The organism is Massilia sp. UBA6681 (genome assembly GCF_002454935.1).
Taxonomy (GTDB): Bacteria; Pseudomonadota; Gammaproteobacteria; order Burkholderiales; family Burkholderiaceae_D; genus Telluria; species Telluria varians.
On the sequence record NZ_DKJX01000099.1, the window covers coordinates 1 to 19,300 of the forward strand.

Annotated in this window: 12 protein-coding genes; 6 read left to right on the plus strand and 6 right to left on the minus strand. The window is 68.3% G+C overall.

The window, feature by feature from the left end; all coding sequences use genetic code 11:
* The 6 genes from B2R83_RS19205 to B2R83_RS19230 form a co-directional block, all read right to left on the minus strand.
* Positions 1-2,125: glycosyl hydrolase (locus tag B2R83_RS19205; RefSeq protein WP_292044212.1), on the minus strand; the 2,125-nt coding region annotated here is incomplete at its 3' end.
* Between the two features lie 211 nt (positions 2,126-2,336).
* Entirely contained in the window at positions 2,337-3,695 is a 1,359-nt protein-coding gene (locus B2R83_RS19210; protein ID WP_292044213.1) for an acetylxylan esterase, read from the minus strand.
* On the minus strand, positions 3,695-4,222 hold the full coding sequence (locus tag B2R83_RS19215; protein ID WP_292044214.1) for a PEP-CTERM sorting domain-containing protein: 528 nt from the start codon (positions 4,220-4,222) through the stop codon (positions 3,695-3,697). Before B2R83_RS19215 ends, B2R83_RS19210 begins: the two co-directional genes overlap by 1 nt.
* A gap of 27 nt (positions 4,223-4,249) precedes the next feature.
* Positions 4,250-6,484, minus strand: a complete 2,235-nt coding sequence (locus B2R83_RS19220; protein WP_292044215.1) for a carbohydrate-binding protein — start codon at positions 6,482-6,484, stop codon at positions 4,250-4,252.
* Positions 6,485-6,646: 162 nt separating this feature from the next.
* Positions 6,647-9,964 (minus strand): sugar-binding domain-containing protein, encoded by a 3,318-nt coding sequence (locus B2R83_RS19225; RefSeq protein ID WP_292044216.1) that lies wholly within the window; start codon positions 9,962-9,964, stop codon positions 6,647-6,649.
* A complete protein-coding gene (locus B2R83_RS19230) occupies positions 9,961-12,297 on the minus strand; it encodes a glycoside hydrolase family 2 TIM barrel-domain containing protein (RefSeq protein WP_292044217.1) in 2,337 nt (778 codons plus the stop codon). The genes B2R83_RS19225 and B2R83_RS19230 overlap by 4 nt, the downstream gene beginning before the upstream one ends.
* Positions 12,298-12,541: 244 nt before the next feature.
* Here B2R83_RS19230 and B2R83_RS19235 point away from each other — a divergent pair, with 244 nt between their 5' ends.
* The 6 genes from B2R83_RS19235 (at position 12,542) to B2R83_RS19260 (ending at position 19,275) form a co-directional block, all read left to right on the plus strand.
* The gene (locus B2R83_RS19235) at positions 12,542-13,585 is read left to right on the plus strand and encodes a UDP-glucose--hexose-1-phosphate uridylyltransferase (RefSeq protein WP_292044218.1); all 1,044 of its coding nucleotides are present in this window, start codon (positions 12,542-12,544) and stop codon (positions 13,583-13,585) included.
* Between the two features lie 7 nt (positions 13,586-13,592).
* Positions 13,593-14,756, plus strand: coding sequence for a galactokinase (galK, locus tag B2R83_RS19240; RefSeq protein ID WP_292044219.1), 1,164 nt, complete (start codon positions 13,593-13,595; stop codon positions 14,754-14,756).
* Positions 14,753-15,748: an aldo/keto reductase gene (locus tag B2R83_RS19245; protein ID WP_292044220.1), complete on the plus strand. Its 996-nt coding sequence runs from the start codon at positions 14,753-14,755 to the stop codon at positions 15,746-15,748. The genes galK and B2R83_RS19245 overlap by 4 nt, the downstream gene beginning before the upstream one ends.
* 91 nt (positions 15,749-15,839) lie before the next feature.
* A complete protein-coding gene (locus B2R83_RS19250; protein ID WP_292044221.1) occupies positions 15,840-17,966 on the plus strand; it encodes a sensor domain-containing protein in 2,127 nt (708 codons plus the stop codon).
* Between the two features lie 149 nt (positions 17,967-18,115).
* Positions 18,116-18,712, plus strand: a complete 597-nt coding sequence (locus B2R83_RS19255; protein ID WP_292044222.1) for a hypothetical protein — start codon at positions 18,116-18,118, stop codon at positions 18,710-18,712.
* A gap of 86 nt (positions 18,713-18,798) precedes the next feature.
* Positions 18,799-19,275 carry a TadE/TadG family type IV pilus assembly protein gene (locus B2R83_RS19260; protein WP_292044223.1) on the plus strand — a complete coding sequence of 159 codons (477 nt, stop codon included), beginning with the start codon at positions 18,799-18,801 and terminating at the stop codon, positions 19,273-19,275.
* Positions 19,276-19,300 lie beyond the last annotated feature (25 nt).

Sequence of the window (19,300 nt, forward strand, 5' to 3'; positions counted from 1 at the left end):
CCAGCACCAGCGGCCGCGGGCCGCCGGCGGCAGCGCGCGTCAACTTGCCGCTGTGCGGATCCAGCCAGGCCGCATGCGCGCGCCGCACGCCGGGCGTGGCCGTCGTGTCTACCACCGTATTGCCGGTGTTGGCGACGAAGTAGATGTCGGCGTCCGCCAGCTTGCGGCGCACGAAGCCGACCTCGGCGGCGTTCGAGGCCACCTTGAAATCCGGCGCCAGCGCCTGGTCCAGCGCGGCGCCCACCGCCGTATCGCCGGCCACCACCTGCACGTTCGGGCCGGATGCGAACAGGGCTGTCGATTTTGCCGCGACCTGCGCGGAGATCCGCGCCGCGTCGAGGTAGCCCGGCGCCATCGACGGCGTGCCGCCCACGGCGATGATCTTGCCGCCCGCCTTTACGTAGGCGGCCAGCTTGTCCAGCACCTCGGGCGCCAGCCGGCGCACGCGCGGCATCACCAGCACCGGGTGCTTCAGGCCGAGCGCGAGGATGGATTCGGCATCGACGTAGTCCAGGTTGTGGCCGGCGTCCAGCACCTGGGCGGTGAGCTCGGGCGTGACGTAGTGGTGCATCTCGGCCGAGAGTGAAACCTTGCCCGGCACCAGGCGCGCGTAGACGTCGTCGTTGGGCAGGAACACCGCGACCTGGTTGGCGGGTTCTCCCTGGCGCATCAGCCAGCTCATGCGCGTGAGGTAGCCGTTCACGTCCGGCATCACGTTCCACCAGGGGTTGTAGTCGTTGAACACGGCCGCCGCGTAGAAGGCGTAGCCGGGCGCGCGGGTCCCGGGCGGCGTATACGGCCAGCCGTGGCCGACGAACAGGTTCACGCCCTCGAGCAGCATGCGGTCGGCCTCGGCCTTCATGTCGAGCGGCGTGGCCGAGAAAGCGGGCGAATTCAGCCAGGTCCAGGTCTCGGCCGAGATCACCGGGCGGCCGTACAGGTGGCCGCTTGATGTCGCCAGGCGAGTGAAGGAAAAGGCGCGGTGCTGCGGCCCCTCGCCTTCCGGCAGCGCCACCAGTCGGTTGCTCGACATCGATACCGCCGGCTCGCCATAGGTCTGGGAGCGGAACCGGGTCTTGTGCGCCCTGGCCCAGTCGTCCATCGGGGTGAGATAGCGCTCGTTCACCAGTTCGGTCTGGGTCAGCGCCCAGTCGCGCTTGAGCGCGCCGGCCTGCTCGCCGATGCCGTTGAAAATCGCAGGCAGGTGCGGCAGCACGTCGTAGCCGCGGCGCTTGCGGAATTCCTCGACGAAGTCGGCGGTCCAGTCGCTGCCGTAGACCTCGAGGCTGTCCGAAAACACCGCATAGGGCGGTTGCTCGCCGAAGGCCTTCAACAGCGGTTCGGCCACGGTTTTCAGGTGGTGCTCGACCGCCTCGCGGTTCAGGTGGTCGAGCACGAAGCCTTCGGCATTCAGTGCCGGACGCTTGACCTGCTGGCCGGTGCGGGTGGCGATGTAAGCCAGCACCACCCGGTCGCCAGCGCCCGGCGCGATGGCGGCGCGGCCGCCGGCGTCCGCACTGGCCTGGATGCGCTGCAGCTTGCCGGCCTCGTACTGCTTGGCATTGCCGGGGGCGACGAAGGTGGCCAGCAGGCGCTCGCCGTTCATCACTGCCGGCAGCGCGAAGCTCGCGCTCCCGGCCGGCACCTCGATGCTGGCCATGCGCAGGCGCGCGGCGGCATGGTGGACGCCAATGTGCGGCCCGCCGAAAGGCCAGCCCGAGCCGAGCGTGATGTCCACCCGCAGGCCTTGCGCGCGTCCCTGGCGGTTGGCGAAGGAGACGGCGTCCAGGAACTCCGTCGACAGGTAGGGCAGGTTCCTGATGCCGCGCGCCGCGTCGTCGAGCTCCATCGGGTAGACCGGCTGGATCTCGAAACCGCCGAAGCCGCCGGCCTTCATGGCCGCGATCTCGCGTTCCAGCTGGGCCGGCACCACGGCGGGGCCGAACCACCACCAGCGCACCAGCGGCCTGGCGTCCGGCGGCGGGGACGCCACGCGCGCGGCGACCTCGGCGATGCGGTCGAATACGACCGGATCCTGGGTGGCGGCCGCGCAGGACAGCGAGGCCACCAGAACGCCGACGACGCCGGCAAGGAGGGAGGGCTTGTGTGCGAAGGACTTGCTCATGAATGATCCTGCTGGACAAAAAAAAGCACGGCCGCGACGGACCGTGCGCAAGAGCATCTTCCAAGCGAAAGAAGCCCATGGAGTCGACGGCCGTGCGGCAGGCCGCACGGGGCCGTCATCCATAAAGACGAAGGACGGGCAGCCGATCCTCCGACGGGCGCGAAGTAATCAAGGACTTGATCGTTTCGCAAGGTGAACGCAAAGACCGCCATCAGCGCTTGCCCGCCGTGTGCTCGAGCAGCCAGCGCTCGATCGTGTCGCGGTGCGCCTGCGACGTCAGGTGCACCTGGTCCGGCTCGACCACCAGGGTACGGGCGGTCGGAATCACGTTGTACACCGCGAAGGTCGACGTCGGGGGCGTCACGGTATCGTTGTAGCCGGCGTAGTACAGCACCGGGGTGCGCAGGCGTCTGGCGAAGTTCGCGGTGTCGTAGTAGGCCGAGGTGGCGGCTTTCGGCTCGACCGGCTGGTCCTGCCTTCGGCCTTCGTCGTCCTTGCGGAACAGCCCGGGCCAGCCGCCGGCGCGCTCGTGCAGGTAGCCGGTGACGTCGCTGTAGGCCGGGTAGGACGCGATCGTCAGCGACACGCGCGGATGCAGGGCGCTGGCCATGATCGCCAGCTGGCCGCCCTGGCTGCCGCCCTGGGTGGCGAGCTGCCTGCCGTTCCACTTCGGGTGCTGCACCAGGTAGTCGAGGGCGCGCAGCGTGCCCAGGTAGACCCGGCGGTAGTAATAAGCGTGGCGGTCGTCCAGGTTGAAGCGGTTGTAGCCGGCCAGCGCGCCGACGTTGAGCTGCTCGTACAGTTCCGCCGGCAGGTCCACGGGGATGCCGTGGATCCCGAGCTGCAGCGTGATGAAGCCCTTCGCGGCCAGCTCCGGCGTGCCCTTGTAGCCACGCACCCCGGCGCCCGGCACCTGCAGCACCGCCGGGAACGGCCCCTCCCCGCGCGGCACCGAGAGCACGCCGTACATGCGGGTGGTGCGGGTGCCCGGTCCCACGTTCTGGAAGCTGAGATAGGACACCTCGATTTCCGGCGTGGACAGCGCCGGCGCCGGCAACAGCCGGAACGCCGGGTCGACCTTGGCCAGCTCGCGCTTCTGCGCCGCCCAGAAGGCATCGAAATCCTCGGGTTCCGCCTGCACCGGGCGCAGCTCCAGCGGGCTGAAGGCCGCCGTCGCCGCCGCTTCGACCGCCTTGCCGTCGATGCTGGCGCTGACGATGCAGCGCACGAATCCCGGCTTGTCCCCGCCCGGCGCCGCCAGCAACAGGCCGTCCTCCGGCACCACCGCGCTGCGCTCCGGCCCTTCCAGCATGTCCGGCCCCAGGCGGTACCTGATCCGGATGCCTTCGCGCGGATAGGGCTTCTTGTCGATGCTGATCCGGAAGATCGCGTGCTCGCCCGCGCGGTAGGTCCAGTCCGGGCGGTCGAGGCTCACCTTCAGGGGCAGCGCGGGATAGGCCGCCTGCGCCACCTGCACCACGGAGGGTGCGGCGGCGCCGGCCGGGGCGCTCCAGGACAGCTGGAGCGCCAGCAGGATGCCGGCGGCGACCGACAGCGGGCGAAGAGGCATCAATCCCCCTTGCCCTTCCTGCGGCGCAGCGCGGCCAGGCCCGCCATCCCGCCCAGCAGCAGCATGGCGCTGCCCGGCTCCGGCACGGCGCTCGCTTCCCGCAGCGTGAACGACAGCAGGGGCGAGTCGTCGATGTAGGCTTCCTCGAACCTGCTCCAGTCATACAGTCCGTTCTGGCCGGACAGGTCGATGCTCAAGGAGGCGCCGAGGTCGAGCAGCGTGAGGTAGAAGCCCGCGTCATGGCCACCCGGGTCGGCCGGGTTGGTATTGGCGAGGAAGTTCCAGGCGGCGGGCTGGTCGTAGTCGAGGTAGTAGACCTGGTCGATGGCCGTGGCCTGGACCGAGGTGGACAGCAAGCCCTCGACCGCCGTGATGCGCGCCGGGGACGCGCTGTCGTAATGGAAGCGGCCCTGGAAAGTCCCGTCGCGCCAGGTCGCCTGATACTCGTACCAGCCGATCGGCGCGGCCCACGCGGCGTGGCCGACGAGGCCGAGGAACAGCGCAAACAGCATGTGAAGTTTTTTCATCCGGATCACCTTATGCATTTTTGTTCGTTACGGGACGATCAGCTCGTCGATATTGCCCAGGCCCTGGCCGGTCGATTCGAAGCGCAGCGTGTTGTTCTGGCCGGGGGCCAGGTTGACGGTGGCGCTCATGGTGGTCCAGGTGGTCCAGCTGCCGGTGACCCGGAAGGTGATCGCCTGGGCCACGCCGTTCACGCGCAGCACGCCGGTACGCGGGGTCGGGTTGCCGTTCGCGTAGCGGATCGTGATGCTCCTGGCGCCGCCCGCCCCGCCGTTGATGCGCTGGAATTCCGCGACACCGCCGTTCAGGGGGAAGTTCAGGAAGCCCAGGTGGCGGTAGCCGCCGCGGTCGCTTTTCACGGCGGTGCCGCCGCCGACGATCGCGGTCTCGGCCTGCACCGTCCCGGTGCCGTCGTAAGGCACGTGCACCGGGGCCTGCGGGAAGGAAGTCGCGCCATGGCCGAGGTAGAAGCTGGTATGCGGCGGCTGGTTGTAGCCGGCATTCTGCGCCGCCACCTGGCTGCGGTAGTGCGGGTCGTGCATCAGGGTGTTGATGCGGGTGGTGGTCGGAATCGCGGTGCTGAACACCATCAGCTCGGTATTGCTGCTGTTGCGCACGACGATCTCTTCGCGCCAGTCGCCGAACAGGTCGGCGGTGAGCACCGGCGTGGCCTTGGTGCCGTTGTTGGTGGTGCCGCCGTAGCTGCTGGTATCGAGCAGCGTGGAGAAGGTCCTGGTGGCCGGGTTCCATTTCTGGACCGCCACGCTGCCCATCGGTTCGCGCAGCAGGTCGCCGTCCCACCAGACGCCGAAGTTCATCGAGCTCGGCGCCGTGCTGTTGATCAGGGCGCCGGTGACCGTGCGGTGGCCGCCGCGCGAGGCCCAGCATTCCGCGCCAGGATAGTTGGGGTCGACGTCGAAGCAGACGCCGCGGCCGACGTCGGCGTTCGAGCCGCTCGCGCCCCAGATCAGCGCGCCGGTCGCCGCGTCGTGCAGGCCGGAGCCGCTGGCGCCGTAGGCCGCGGGCGACTCGTGGATCATGTAGACCTGCAGGCCGGCGCGGTCCGGGTCGAACTTGCCGAAGTGGAGCGCGTCGCCATGTCCCAGCTTGGTGGTGTACAGCAGCTGTCCATAGCTGTCGATGGTGGCGGCGCCGTAGACGATGTCGTCGCGGCCGTCGCCGTTGGCGTCGCCGGTGGCGAACCAGTGCGCGCCCTGCCCCCTGGCCGCACTGCCGGCGACGTCGGTGTCGAACACCCAGCGGCTAGTCAAGGCGCCGTCGCGCCAGTCCCAGGCCGCGATCACGGCGCGCGTGTAGTAGCCGCGCGAGAAGATGGCGCTCGGGCGGTTGCCGTCGAGGTTGGCCACGCCGCCGAGGAAGCGGTCGACCCGGTTGCCGTAGTTGTCGCCCCAGGCCGACACGCTGCCGCGCGCCGGCAGGTAATTCACCGTCTTCATGGCGGCGCCGGTCAGGCCGTTGAACACGGTGAGGAATTCGGGACCGGCGAGGACGTAGCCGGCGCTGTTGCGGTGGTCGGCGCTCGGCGAACCGATGACCACGCCCTGGCCGTCGACCGTGCCGTCGGCCGTCTTCGCCATCAGCTCGGCCTGGCCGTCGCCGTCGAAGTCGTAGGCGACGAAGGTGGTGTAGTGGGCGCCGGCGCGGATGTTCTTGCCCAGGTCGATGCGCCACATGCGGGTGCCGTCGAGTTTGTAGGCATCCAGGTAGGTGTTGCCAGTGTAGCCCGACTGCGAGTTGTCCTTGGCGTTGCTCGGCTGCCACTTGACGATGATCTCGTAGCTGCCGTCGCCGTCCAGGTCGGCCGGGCTGCCGTCGTTGATTTCATAGGTATAGGCTTCGCCGGTGGGCGTAACGCCGCTCGGGGGCGCCTGCACCGGGATCGACTTGTAGGGCTTGGCCCAGGTCGCGCCGGCCGGGCTGCCCGGCTGCTCCACGCCGTTCACGACCTCGCGCACGGTGTAGCTGTCGGTGGCGGCGCCGCCCGGGTCGGTGAAGTTCAGTGCATTCAGGGGCGAGGCGTTCAGCCGGGTCGCGCCGCGGTACACGTTGAAGCTGGTGCCGCCGACGTCGGTGGCCAGCTGGCGCCAGCTGATGAAGACCCCGGAGCCACTCGCGATTGCGACCGCGCCGCGGTTCAGGTTTTCGATCTGCTTGCCGGGGATGGTGATGACCGCGCCGGCGCTGCCGGCGGCGGCCAGCAATGCGAGCACGAGGGTCGAGGCTCTCGCTTTCTTGTGAATCATGTTGTCTCCGTTGGCGTATTTGGTATGGGTTTTGCCTACGACTGCCTGACATGAAAACGATGTCAGCGATGCATCATAAGCCGCTGTCCCATGCAAAAATCGCCACCACCACAATGACTCATCCGGATGATTTTTTCGTGGAAAAAAGGGACGCTCCGAAGATCAAGGCCTGCTGCCGCCCCTCGGCCGCCGGTCGTCCATGCCGGCCTCGTCGACGTCGGCGCTGGCCGAGCGCGAGCGGCTGTACTCCACGTCACCCGGCAGGGCCGGCAGCGCGGGGCCCGTGTACGAGACGGCGACGTCGGCAAAGGCGCTGGCGCGGTCCGCGCCGAAGCCGGACAGCGGCACCAGCCGGAGCTGGCGGGCGCTCACGGCCTGGCCAAAGCGCAACGCCTGCGGATCGAAACTGGACGACAGCTCGGTGCGCAGCACCTCGCGCCAGCTGTGGCCATCGTCGCTGACCTGCACCGACAGCGCGCGCACGTCGCCCTCGTGGTCGCGGTGGTTCTGGCGCGGCATCAGGACCAGGCCATCAAAAGACACCGCCTGGGGAAAGGCAATGGTCAGCGCGGTCTGCGGCCGCGGCGCGCCCGCCGGAGCATTGAGCAGGGCGAAGGTATTCGGGTCGCCGTCGACCGCATTGCCGGCGTTCGGCCAGCCGCTGGCCGTGGCGCCGAGCTTTCTCATCACGCGGGTATCGAACAGGACCGACCTGAACGCGGCGGGGGCGACGTCCACCTTCGGGGCGAAGGCGCTGCTTGCCATGTAGTCCAGCACCGAGCGGCGCAGCTGGCGCGCCACCACGCGCTCGTCCAGGCGGTTGGCCAGGTCGGCGGTCGACACCAGCAGCCGGCCCTTCCCTACCCGGGCTTCGAACAGCAGGCCCAGCTTGTAGTTGCGGTTCCAGTCGTCGATCGGCTGCACGATGGGCTGCAGCGCGCGCGGCAGGCGCCCGAGGTTCATGGCGCGTGCGCCCGCCACCAGTTCCGTCCATTGCCAGTCGTGGTGGGCGGCCGTGGGAAAGCCCGCCAGCGCCGGATGCGCCGTGTCGACCCAGGTGCCGAGCATGCGGCCCCAGCCCGGGCTCATCAAGCGGTTCCAGAACACCGGGACGTCCGCCAGCGGCGGCGAGCTCCAGTCCAGGTCCGCCTTGGGCGGCATGTACAGCACCTTCGCGCCCTCGGCCAGCAGGCGCTCGGCATCGATCCAGGCATGGGTGACGAACACGCCCGGCGGCGCGGCGGTGTCGACCCGTTCGGGGTAGACCCACAGGCTCCAGTCGTTGGCAATCTGGGTGCCGTCCAGGCCCACCACCAGCCGGTATTCCCGCGGCGCCGCCAGCTGCGACAGGTCGACACCGATCCGTCCAAGCAGGGTGTTGGTCCCGGTGGCGATGTCCAGCGCCGGCAGGCGGCCCTCGATCACGGTCTTGCCAGCGGCGTCCACCAGCTTCCACCGGGGCCGGGCCCCGCGCAGGTCGGCGCGGCCGTAGTGGGCGATCTCCACCGGCACTCGTAGCCGCTGCGCGGTGGTGTAGACGCGGCGCTCGAGGCGCGCCAGCGGCACGGTCTCGCCGTTGAAGCGGCGGAAGCCTTCCGGCGTGGCGTAGCCCTTCGGCTCCCAGAAGGCGTCCAGCACCCCGACCAGGGCCGTGCCCTGGCCCAGGTAGTCGTGCAGGTCGAGCATCTGGTAGCCCGAGATGCCGCGCGTGCGCAGCGCCGCTTCGATCTCTTCCTTGTAGCAGGCCAGCTGGAAGGCGCCCGAGGCCAGCGCGAATTCCTCGTTCTTCTCCAGCACGCCCTGGTCGCGCGCGGAATCGCGGAAGATCTCGTAGTTCCCGGGGCGCAGGTAGCCGGTGAACTTGTCGACCACCTTGAAGTCGGGATAGGCGATCCACTGGCCGATCTCGTGGGTGATCACCGGCACCTTGACGTCCTCGAGCGAGGCGGCATAGTCGCGGCCGAACCAGCCGGTCTTGTTGCGCAGGGGCTTGGGGCCGATGCGCTGGACGGCCAGGAAGTCGGTGCCCTGGTCCAGTCCCGGCACCGAGGGTTCGGTATGGCCGGTGCCGTTGGTGTACAGGCGCCGCGGATCCCTCGCGCGGTAATGGGCGATACACTTGTCGAAGGCGGCTTTCCAGTTGCCCTTCGGCTCGTTGCTGGGACTGAACAGCAGGAAGGACGGATGGTTGCCGAAGGAGCGCAGCATGCGCTCGCTTTCCTCGTAGAGCATGGCTTCCATCGGCGTGCCGGGCGAGACGGCATTCCACATGCCCGGCTCGGCCTGCAGGTAGATCCCGACCTCGTCGGCGGCGGCGAAGGCCGCCTGCGGCGGGTTGTAGGAATGGAAGCGCACGTGGTTGATGCCCCAGGCCTTGTTGATCCTGAAGATCCGCTTCCAGGATTCGACATCGGTGGGCGGATGGCCGGTGAGCGGAAAACCGCCGCCGTCATGGGTGCCGCGGAAGAAGGTGGGCCGGCCGTTGACCAGGATGTCCTTGCCCTCGGCCCGGATCTCGACGAAACCGAAGCGCAGTTGCTGCCGGTCGTCCGCTCCCTCGCCCTGCAGGCGCAGCGCGAGCTTCTGCAGGGCCGGGTTCCATTCGTCCCAGGTCTGCGCGTTTTTCGGGTACTGCACCCGGAACTCCGCCTCGCCGCCGGATGCAAGCCAGCGCACCGGAATGCGCCGGCCATTGGCCGTGAGCGTACCGCTGCCCGCCTTGCCGCCGGCATTGCCGATCCGCACCCGCACCAGGGCGCTGCGGTCGCTCACGCGCGGGAATACCTGAGCGTCGTCGATGTACACCGGCGTGGTGGCGCGCAGTTCGACCTTGCCGACGATGCCGTTCCAGCTCATGCCCTGCGAATCGGAGACGCTGTGCGAATCCGGGCGGTAGTCCATCAGCATGCGGTTGTCGACGCGGACGCTGATGCGGTGCCGGCCCGGCCCCAGGAGGCCGAGATCGTAGGCGTGTTCGGCCACCAGGCTGCGATTGGCGCCCACCTCGCGCCCGTCGACCCACAGCGTCGATCCCCAGCGCGGCCGCTCCAGGAACAGGACCACGCGCTTGCCCTTCCATCTGGCCGGCACCTCGACCTCGCGCCCGTACCAGGCGGCGCCCAGGTAGTGGCGTTGCGGCTGCGCCAGGAAGGGCACCTTCACCTTGCCCGGCTGGGCATACGGCAGGTACTGCGCGCGCTGGTGCCAGTGCTTGTCGTACAGGGACAATACCCACGGGGTTTGGGCGCTGATCTCGTCGCCGTAGCCTTGCGCGTTCAGGATGCCGGGCAGCGCGATGCTGTCCGGCAGGTTGCGGCCTTGCCAGCCCTGCGCCACCCCCTGGTCCTCGCGATCCAGCGCGAACTGCCAGGCGCCGGACAGGTCGAGCACCTCGGCGGCCTGGCCGATCGCGCAGGCGCCCCACAGGAGGACGGCCAGCGAGCTGCGGGCCGCATGCTTGAGGAGCGTGCCGGTCTTCATGGTGCGAGCCCTCCTGTCAAGTTGTCGGCCTGGGCGCTCAGATTGGCGCGCGGCCCCTGGACGCGCACCAGCACGCTGGCGATGCCGGCCTCGGTGAACACCGTGGAGCTGCCGACGATCTCGGCGCCCGGACCGGCGGTGAAGGCCACTTCCCGGCCGCTCAGCGGCACCGTGGTGCCGTTGGCGTCGAGCAGGCGGGCGCGGACGAACACCAGGTCGCCGCTTGTTGCGGGCACGCCCATGTCGTCCAGCGCCAGCGCCAGCCTGACCGGCGCGCCGGGGGTGCGGACGCGGTGCTCGGCCACCATGCGCCCGCCCGAATACGCGCGCGCCACCAGTTCGCCGGGCGCGAAACCGCCGGTATCGAATTCCAGCGGCGGATGCCGCAGGCGCGGATGCGTCGCCGACGGCAGGCTCTTCTTGCGCCCGACCGGCTTGCCGTTCAGGCGCAGCTCGACTTCCTCGGCATTGCTGAACACGCGCACCCGCGGCGACGATTCGGGCTGCCAGTAGCTGGCGATGAACACCATCGGGCCGCCGCCCCAGCGCGGCGACACTTCCGCCGCATCGCGCTGCGAGCGGAAGAACTCGGCCGAGAACTTGGGCAGGCGCTCGATGCTCATCGCGCCCGACTCTTCGAGGTCCGGCGCGTAGCCGCGCGCGTAGTCGAACATCACCCAGTAGCCGTCCGCGAAGGCCGGGGTTGCATAGTTGTCGTCGTGGGCCTCGGCCACGTTCCTGGCCTGCTGCAGCAGTCGCGTTTCGCCGCTCCCCAGCGCCTGGCGGCTGGAACGGTCGGCCGGTTTCAGGTCGGACCAGGCGCCCTGGTTGAAGCCCGCGTTCATGGCGTAGTATTCCCAGTCGCCGTATTCGGACACGATCAGCGGCTTGTTCGGCAGCGCATGCTTGCTCCCTATCCTGTGCTGGCGCGCCTGCAGGTAGATGTCATAGGTCTGCGGCACCCAGCCGGCCGAGAAGGCCTGGTCGCCCGGATATTCGGCATGCACCGTGTCGTGCAGGGCCTGCACCAGCGCGTCCGGCATACGGCTCTCGTTCAGCGAGCACTCCCAGGCCAGCACGCTTGGGTGGTTGCGGTCGCGCCGGATCATGTCGGCGCAGGTGCGGATCACCTGGCGCGCAAAGGCGGGGTCGGGGTTGTGGAACTGCCAGCCCGGGATCGCCGGCAGCACCATCAGCCCCAGCTCGTCGGCCGCGGCCATGAAGGCGGGCGACTGCGGATAATGCGACAGGCGCACGTAGTCGAAGCCGTACTTCTTGATCAGGAGCGCGTCGCGCAGGTCCGCGCCTTGCGACAGCGCGTAGCCGACGTAGGGATATTCCTGGTGCCGGTTCACGCCGCGCAGCTGGACCGGCTCGCCATTGAGCAGCAGCTTGCCGTCCTCGAAGGCCAGGTGGCGCACGCCGATGCGGGTGTTGACCACGTCTTCGCGGCCGGCGGCCGCTACCCGCGTCTCGAGCTGGTACAGGTTTGGTGCTTTCGGCGACCACAGCTTCGGCTGCGCGAGTTTCAGCGGGATGCTCACGTGGCGGCGTTCGCCCGCCGCCAGTTGCAGCTGCTGTTCCACCCGGGCCACCTGGCGGCCTTTCCACGCCAGGGTATGGCGCACGGTCACCGCCTGCGCGCTGTTCGATGTGTTGCTGACTTCGGTCTTGACCTGGACCACGGCGGCCTTCTTGTCTGCCTGGGTCGTGGTGACGAAGATGCCGCCGCCGCCCGGCGACGCCGAGAGCATCTCGTCGGTGACGTGCACCGGCGGCTTGATCGCGAGCGACACGCCCCGGTAGATGCCGCCGTGCTGGATGTAGTCCAGGTCCTTGAGCGGCTTGGGTCCGGTGATCGGGTTGTCTTCGTTGTTGGCGCGCACCACCAGTTCATTGTCGCCTCCCGCCTGCAGGATGTCGGTGATATCGAAGGCGAACGGCAGGTAGCCGCCCAGGTGCTGGCCCAGGTGCTTCCCGTTCAGCCAGACGTCCGCCACGTTCATCACGCCCTCGAAGCGCAGGATGGCGCGCTCGCCCGGACGCAGCGCGCTCTGGAGCCGTTTCTTGTAGAAGACCGTCCCCTGCCAGGGCGCCGTCGGCACCCGCGCTTCGATGCGCGCCGCGTGCGGCAGGTCGACCCGGGTCCAGCCATGGGCGGGGACCTGTTCGATGCCGGCGGCCTGGCGGCTGTCGTCGCGGTGGAACAGCCAGCCCTGGTTCAAGTCGACCGGCGCGGCGTGGGCGGCCCCGAGCAGTGCGAAGCACGTGGTCAGTGCAGCGGCCGCGGCCTTGCGCAGCAGCCCGGCGGCGGCGAAATCGAAAGCAATCATGGCGATGTACGATGAGCAACAAGAACGGGCTGCCAGTCTAGGCATGCCGGAGCGCGCACCGCAAGCGCTATCGGCCCGCCGCCCGAAACACTCACGCCCTTGAGTTTTTCCATCAAGCACTCATGAACATGAGCAATTTGCCAAGCATGCGTTCTTGAAAAGGGAAACGCATTACACTTCGCCATCCTGTCGGCAACTCGCCGCACAAGCATTCCTCTATTACCCGAATCGAACGAGGTCCTCGATGTTCAATCCCACCGATCATCCTCACCGCCGCTACAACCCGCTCATGGGCGACTGGGTGCTGGTCTCGCCGCACCGCGCCAAGCGCCCGTGGCAGGGCCAGCAGGAAGCGGTCGACCGCGAAGCCAGGCCCGCGCACGACCCCAGCTGCTACCTGTGCGCCGGCAACACCCGCGTCAACGGCGAGAAGAATCCCGACTATACGGGCACCTATGTGTTCACCAACGACTTCGCCGCCCTGATGGCCGACACGCCCGAGGCCACGCCCGGCGACGATCCGCTGTTCCAGTCCATGAGCGCGCGCGGCACCAGCCGTGTCATCTGCTTTTCCCCGGACCACAGCAAGTCGCTGCCGCTGCTGGAGCTGGCGGCGATCGAAGGCGTGGTCGACACCTGGTGCGAGCAGTCCGCGGAACTCGGCCGGCAGCACCGCTGGGTGCAGGTCTTCGAGAACAAGGGCGCCGTGATGGGCTGCTCGAACCCGCACCCGCACGGCCAGATCTGGGCCACCAGCTTCCTGCCCGACCTGCCGGCCAGCGAGGACCGCCAGCAGCGCGCGTATTTCGCCGAACAGGGCAAGCCGCTGCTGCTCGACTACGTCGAGCGCGAGGCGGCCGATGGCGAACGCGTGGTCGTCGTTACCTCCCACTGGCTGGCCGTGGTGCCGTACTGGGCCAGCTGGCCCTTCGAGACCCTGCTGCTGCCGCGCTTCCCGGTCAAGCGCCTGGAAGAGCTGAACCAGGAACAGCGCGCCGACCTGGCGCTGGCCCTGAAGCGCCTGACGACCCGTTACGACAACCTGTTCCAGACCTCCTTCCCCTACTCGATGGGCTGGCACGGCGCGCCGTATTCAGAAGACGACGCTACCCCATGGCAGCTGCACGCGCACTTCTACCCGCCCCTGCTGCGCTCGGCCTCGGTGCGCAAGTTCATGGTCGGTTTCGAGATGCTGGCCGAGACCCAGCGCGACCTGACCCCGGAACAGGCGGCCGCCCAGCTGCGCGCCCAGTCCGAAGTGCATTACCTCCACAACCCGTCCACTTGAAAGCACGATGAACGCTACTCCGCTGGCCCGCGCGGCCGCCGTCTTCCAGGCCGCCTTCGGCCAGGCCCCTTCGATCCAGGTGCAAGCCCCCGGCCGCGTCAACCTGATCGGCGAACACACCGACTACAACGACGGCCTGGTGCTGCCCTGCGCCATCGACTACCGCACGGTCATCGTGGCGCGCTTGCGCGACGACCGCCAGATACGCGTCGCCGCGGCCGACTATGACGGCGCGCTCGACGCCTACACGCTCGACGCGACGATCGAACGCCTGGACGCGCCGATGTGGGCCAACTACGTGCGCGGCGTGGTGCGCGATCTGGTGGAGCGCGGCTTGCCCGTGCAGGGCATGGACCTGGCCATCGCCGGCGACGTGCCGCAGGGCGCCGGCCTGTCCTCGTCGGCCTCGCTGTCGGTAGCCGTTTGCCGGCTGTTCGCCACCCTGCCCGGCTTCGAGGGTCTGAGCCCGGTCGACATGGCCCTGGTCGCCCAGCGCGCCGAGAACGATTTCGTCGGCACCAAGTGCGGCAATATGGACCAGATCAGTTCGGCTTGCGGCGTGCAGGACCATGCCCTGATGATCGACTGCCGTTCGCTCGAGGTCCGGCCGGTGCCGGTCCCGGCGAACGCCGCCATCATGATCTTCAATTCCCATGTCGCGCGCGGCCTGGTCGACAGCGCCTACAACACGCGGCGCGAACAGTGCGAACAGGCGGCCCGCCATTTCGGCCTGCCCGCCCTGCGCGACCTCGACCTGGCCACCCTGGAAGCCCGCGCCGCCGAGCTCGATCCGGTGGTGTTGCGCCGCGCGCGCCACGTCGTGACCGAGATCGCGCGCGTGGCCGCCGCGGCGCAAGCGCTGGCCGCGGGCGACCTGGTACGCATGGGCGAACTGATGGAAGCCTCGCACGCCTCGATGCGCGACGATTTCGAGATCACCGTGCCGGCGATCGACCAGCTGGTCGGCATCGTCAAGTCGGTGATTGGAACGGCCGGCGGTGTGCGCATGACCGGGGGCGGCTTCGGCGGCTGCGTGGTGGCGCTGGTGCCGCACGATCTGGTCGACGCCGCCCGCGAGGCCGTTCAACGCGCCTACACCGCGCCGAACGGCGGCAGCGCGACGATCTACGTCTGCCGCGCCGCCGCCGGCGCGGGCGCGGTCGCGGCATGAACTGGGAAGCTGCTCCCGGACGCTACGGGTCGGTGCCGTACCGCCGCTGCGGCCGCAGCGGCCTGAGTCTGCCGGCCATTTCGCTCGGCCTGTGGCACAACTTCGGCGGCGGCGACGACCTGGCGCGCCAGCGCGAGATCGTCCGCACCGCCTTCGACCTCGGCATCACCCACTTCGACCTGGCCAACAACTACGGGCCACCGCCGGGCTCGGCGGAGAGCAACTTCGGGCGCCTGCTCGACCTGGACCTGCGGCCCTACCGCGACGAGATCGTGGTCAGCACCAAGGCCGGCTACACCATGTGGCCCGGCCCTTATGGCGACTGGGGCAGCCGCAAGTACCTGGTCGCCAGCCTGGACCAGAGCTTGAAGCGGATGGGGCTCGACTACGTCGACATCTTCTACCACCACCGGCCCGACCCAGGCACCCCGATCGAAGAGACCGTGGCGGCGCTCGACTACATCGTGCGCAGCGGACGCGCCCTCTACGCCGGCATCTCGAACTACCCGGGCGAACAGACGCGCCTGGCCGCGGCGGAACTGCGCCGGCTGGGCACGCCCTGCATCGTCAACCAGTCTCGCTACAGCATGTTCGTGCGCCAGGTGGAGACCGAGCTGCTGCCGGTGCTGGCGCAGGAAGGCATCGGCGCGGTCGCCTTTTCTCCGCTGGCGCAGGGCCTGCTCACCGATCGCTACCTGGGCGATGGGCTGCCCGGCGACTCGCGCGCGGCGGGCAGCGCGGGCTTCCTGCGCAAGGAGCATCTCACGGACGAGCGGCTGAGTATCTCGCGTGCCTTGAATGCCTTCGCGAAGCAGCGCGAACAGTCGCTGGCGCAACTGGCGCTGCGCTGGGTGCTGCGCCAGCCGGCGGTCACGTCGGCGCTGATCGGCGCGAGCAGGCCCTCGCAGGTCGTCGAGGCGGTGCGGGCGGCCTCGATGCCGGAACTGGCGGAGGCGGACATCGCCGCCGTCGAGGAGATACTGGCCGGATAGCGGCCTGGGACGCGGATGTCCGTGCTGCCCTGTTATGGAGCGTCGTGCTACCATCGCGCGTAAACACGACCACTCCAGTTCAGCTGTCATCATGGCTTCCAGCACTGCCGCGGATCTTCAGCGCCGGCTCGACGACCTGCTCGAGCACCTGCCGGCGGGCGTCGTCGTGCACGACGTCGACGGCCGCATCCTGCACGCCAACCGTCTTGCCTGCGAGCTCATCGGGCGCAGCCTGGCGCAATTGTGCGGCACAGGCTCGGACGGCAAATCCTGGCAAATGTTTTGTGCCGACGGCAGCCCCATGCAAGCGAAGCAGTTTCCCGTCAACATAGTGCTGCGTACCGGCCGCCAGCTGTCCCAGCAGGTGCTCGGTATCTGCGACACCGAGACGGACCCGGTACGCTGGCTGATCTGTAACGCCTATCCGGAGCGCGACGAGCAGGGCGTATTGCGCCGGGTGGTCGTGTGCTTCACCGACTGCACCGCGCTGAAGGAGGCCGAGCAGAGCCTGCAGAAATCCGAGGAGCGGCTGCGCCTTGTCCTGCTGGGCTCGACCGATGCGTACTGGGATTACGATCTCGTCGAGGACGAGATCCATTATTCCCAGCGCTGGTGGACCATGCTCGGCTACCAGCCCGACGAACTCGGCTGCCATACGGACCTGTGGCTGGAGCTGATGCACCCTGAGGACCGGCCCGAGCTGCTTCGCTTCTGGAAGGACCTGCTGGAGGGGGACCGCGAAACCTATAGCGTCGAGTGGCGCCTGCGCCATCGTGACGGGCATTACGTGCCGGTGCTGTCGCGCGGTTTCGTCACGCGCGACGCCAGGGGCCGGGCCCTGCGCGTCTCCGGCACCAATACCGACCTCACCGAGCGCAAGCAGGCCGAGCAGCGCATCTACGAGCTGGCCAATTTCGACCACCTCACCGGCCTGCCGAACCGGCGCCTGCTGGTCGAGGAGCTGGACAAGGCGCTGGCGCGCAGCCAGCGCTCGGGCTGTTTCGGGGCCGTGATCTTCCTCGACCTGGACAACTTCAAGCTGCTCAACGATACCATGGGCCATGACTTCGGCGACATGCTGCTGCGCCAGGTGGCGCAGCGCCTGCGCCATACGGTGCGCCACTGCGACCAGCTGGCGCGCCTGGGCGGGGACGAATTCGTGCTGGTGCTGGAAGACCTGGCGAAGGAATCCCGGGACGCGGTCTCGGAGGCCCAGCATGTCGTGGAGAAACTGCAAAGCTCCCTGGCCCAGCCCTATTACCTGGACGGCAGGCTGTTCCTGAGCACGCCGAGCATGGGCGTCGCGCTGTTCGACGGCGGAGCGACCGATCTCGACACCATCCTCAAGCAGGCCGACCTGGCCATGTACCGTGCCAAGTCGGAGGGACGCAATACGGCGCGCTTTTTCGACCCCGGCATGCAGGCCTCGGCCGAGCACCAGGCGGCGCTCGAGCACGCCCTGCGCGAAGGCTTGTCGGCGCACGAGTTCGTGCTGTACTGCCAGCCGCAGTTCTCCAGCGCTGGTCGCCTGGTCGGCGCCGAGGTGCTGGTGCGCTGGCGCCGCGCCGACGGCGCGCTGCTCGTCCCCGACGACTTCATCGGCGTGGCGGAATCCTCGGGCCTGATCGTGCCGCTGGGCCAGTACGTGCTCGATGAAAGCTGCCGCGCCCTGGCACGCTGGCGCGCCGACCGCACGCTCGGTCAACTCGAGCTGGCGGTCAACATCAGCGCGCACCAGCTGCACAGTGCCGATTTCACCGGGCGCGTGGCCAGCGCCCTGCTCGAAACCGGCGCACCACCCGACAAGCTGTGCCTGGAACTGACCGAAAGCGTGCTGGCCCACAACGTTGCCGAGGTCATCGAGCGGATGCGCGCGCTGTGCAAGCAGGGCGTGCATTTTTCGCTGGATGATTTCGGCACCGGTTATTCCTCGCTCGCCTACCTCAAGCGCTTCCCCTTGAGCGCCCTGAAGATCGACCGCTCCTTCGTGCACGATGTGCATCTCGATCCGGATGCCGCACCGATCGTCGAAGCCATCATCGCCCTGGCGCGCAAGCTCAAGCTCGACATCGTGGCCGAGGGGGTCGAGCATGAGGCGCAGCGCAGCTTCCTGGTCGGCGGGGGCTGTGGAACGCTGCAGGGCTACCTGCTGGGCCGGCCCGTGCCGATCTGGGAGTTCGAACGCACCTACAGCAGCGCCGGGATTGGCCACGCCTGAGCGGGCCCCGTGCCCTGCTGACGCACCTCAATTCTCCGATAGCTTTATTTGCGGAAAGAATTCCCAGGGGCCAGACTGGAGGAATCACCCTTCAGCGGCCGGGCCGACGCAGCCTGGCCTGTTCCCGGATCGACCGCGAGAGGTCATGCATGGTGTCGTACGACGCGCAGCCGCCGCAACAAGCCGACTATTCCTTCATCATCCTGGTCTTCTCCCTGGCAGGATGGGCGCTTCTCGAAGCATGGGCCATCAGCGTGGGAGCAAGCTGGTACGCCCACGTCTTCAATGCGCTGCCCGGATCGATCCTGACCGTCCTTGCGCTGCCGCGCGCCACGGCCGGCGCGCCGCGCAAGGCGGGTGGAGCAAAGCCGGCGTCCAGGGGCTCCGCCTGGGCGCTGCTGCTGCCCGCCCTGTTCCCGTTCCTCCTCGGCGCGCTCCTCGGCATCCTGTTTCTGAGCGGCGCCCTGCTCCTGTTCGGATTACTGGCCGCATGCCTTTGCCTTGCGCCGTGGTCCCGGCTGGCGTTCGCCCGCGACCATGTCTTCCTGTGCAGCGCCCTCACATTGAGCGGCTTCTTTCTCCCGATCGCACTGGCTTACCGGGACCTCGACATCGTCTTGTTTCCGCTGGGCTGCTGGGTATTCTGGTTATGCGCCTGCTGCGCCTTGCTGGTCAGGGCGGACAAGCGGCGCCGTGCCGAGCGCCGGAAAAAATCCGAACGCGGCGATGTCGCGACCGAGCCATGATGTGTTGGCGCAATGTCCTATGTCAATTGCCTCAAAAATTCGGTGTCTAGAATCGAGACAGGCAAAGGGCTCTGGAAAGGGAAGCGATGAAAACGTGTCCGCGGCTGTTCCGCAAGACGGAAAAGGGTAGTGTTGCCGTCGAAATGGCATTCATTCTGCCTGTTCTCGTCATGCTTCTCACCTTGATGCTCTTTTTCGCACGCCTCTTCTGGGCTTACAGCGCAACGCAGAAGGCTGCGCACGATGCCGCGCGATTTCTGTCGACGGCCACGCAAGCCGAGATACGGACCGGTGGCGGAGCATTCAACGAGCCACGCTATCCAGCGGTGGCCCGATGGATAGCGCAACAGGAACTGATGGATATCGCCCCGTGGGCCGAAGGGATCACCATCCTACTGTTTTGCGACGACGCCCTGTGCAACGTCACGCGCCCGGAAACCGTTCGCGTCAGCGTGGAAGTCAGCCTGCGCAACGATGTCTTTCCAGAATTAATTGCGCTCTATCTGGACAATTCCAACTTCGTTTTGAAAAGCAGAGTCGTGCTCCCTTATGCGGGGCGCTAGTGCCAGGCGCGATTGACCCCATCAC

What these genes read in the sequence shown, in the direction of transcription:
- B2R83_RS19210 (WP_292044213.1), bottom strand. Translation starts at nt 3,695, where the DNA reads ATGCCTCTTCGCCCGCTGTCGGTCGCCGCCGGCATCCTGCTGGCGCTC.
- B2R83_RS19235 (WP_292044218.1), top strand. Translation starts at nt 12,542, where the DNA reads ATGTTCAATCCCACCGATCATCCTCACCGCCGCTACAACCCGCTCATG.
- B2R83_RS19245 (WP_292044220.1), top strand. Translation starts at nt 14,753, where the DNA reads ATGAACTGGGAAGCTGCTCCCGGACGCTACGGGTCGGTGCCGTACCGC.
- B2R83_RS19220 (WP_292044215.1), bottom strand. Translation starts at nt 6,484, where the DNA reads ATGATTCACAAGAAAGCGAGAGCCTCGACCCTCGTGCTCGCATTGCTG.
- B2R83_RS19255 (WP_292044222.1), top strand. Translation starts at nt 18,116, where the DNA reads ATGGTGTCGTACGACGCGCAGCCGCCGCAACAAGCCGACTATTCCTTC.
- B2R83_RS19230 (WP_292044217.1), bottom strand. Translation starts at nt 12,297, where the DNA reads ATGATTGCTTTCGATTTCGCCGCCGCCGGGCTGCTGCGCAAGGCCGCG.
- B2R83_RS19215 (WP_292044214.1), bottom strand. Translation starts at nt 4,222, where the DNA reads ATGAAAAAACTTCACATGCTGTTTGCGCTGTTCCTCGGCCTCGTCGGC.
- B2R83_RS19225 (WP_292044216.1), bottom strand. Translation starts at nt 9,964, where the DNA reads ATGAAGACCGGCACGCTCCTCAAGCATGCGGCCCGCAGCTCGCTGGCC.
- B2R83_RS19250 (WP_292044221.1), top strand. Translation starts at nt 15,840, where the DNA reads ATGGCTTCCAGCACTGCCGCGGATCTTCAGCGCCGGCTCGACGACCTG.
- B2R83_RS19260 (WP_292044223.1), top strand. Translation starts at nt 18,799, where the DNA reads ATGAAAACGTGTCCGCGGCTGTTCCGCAAGACGGAAAAGGGTAGTGTT.
- galK (WP_292044219.1), top strand. Translation starts at nt 13,593, where the DNA reads ATGAACGCTACTCCGCTGGCCCGCGCGGCCGCCGTCTTCCAGGCCGCC.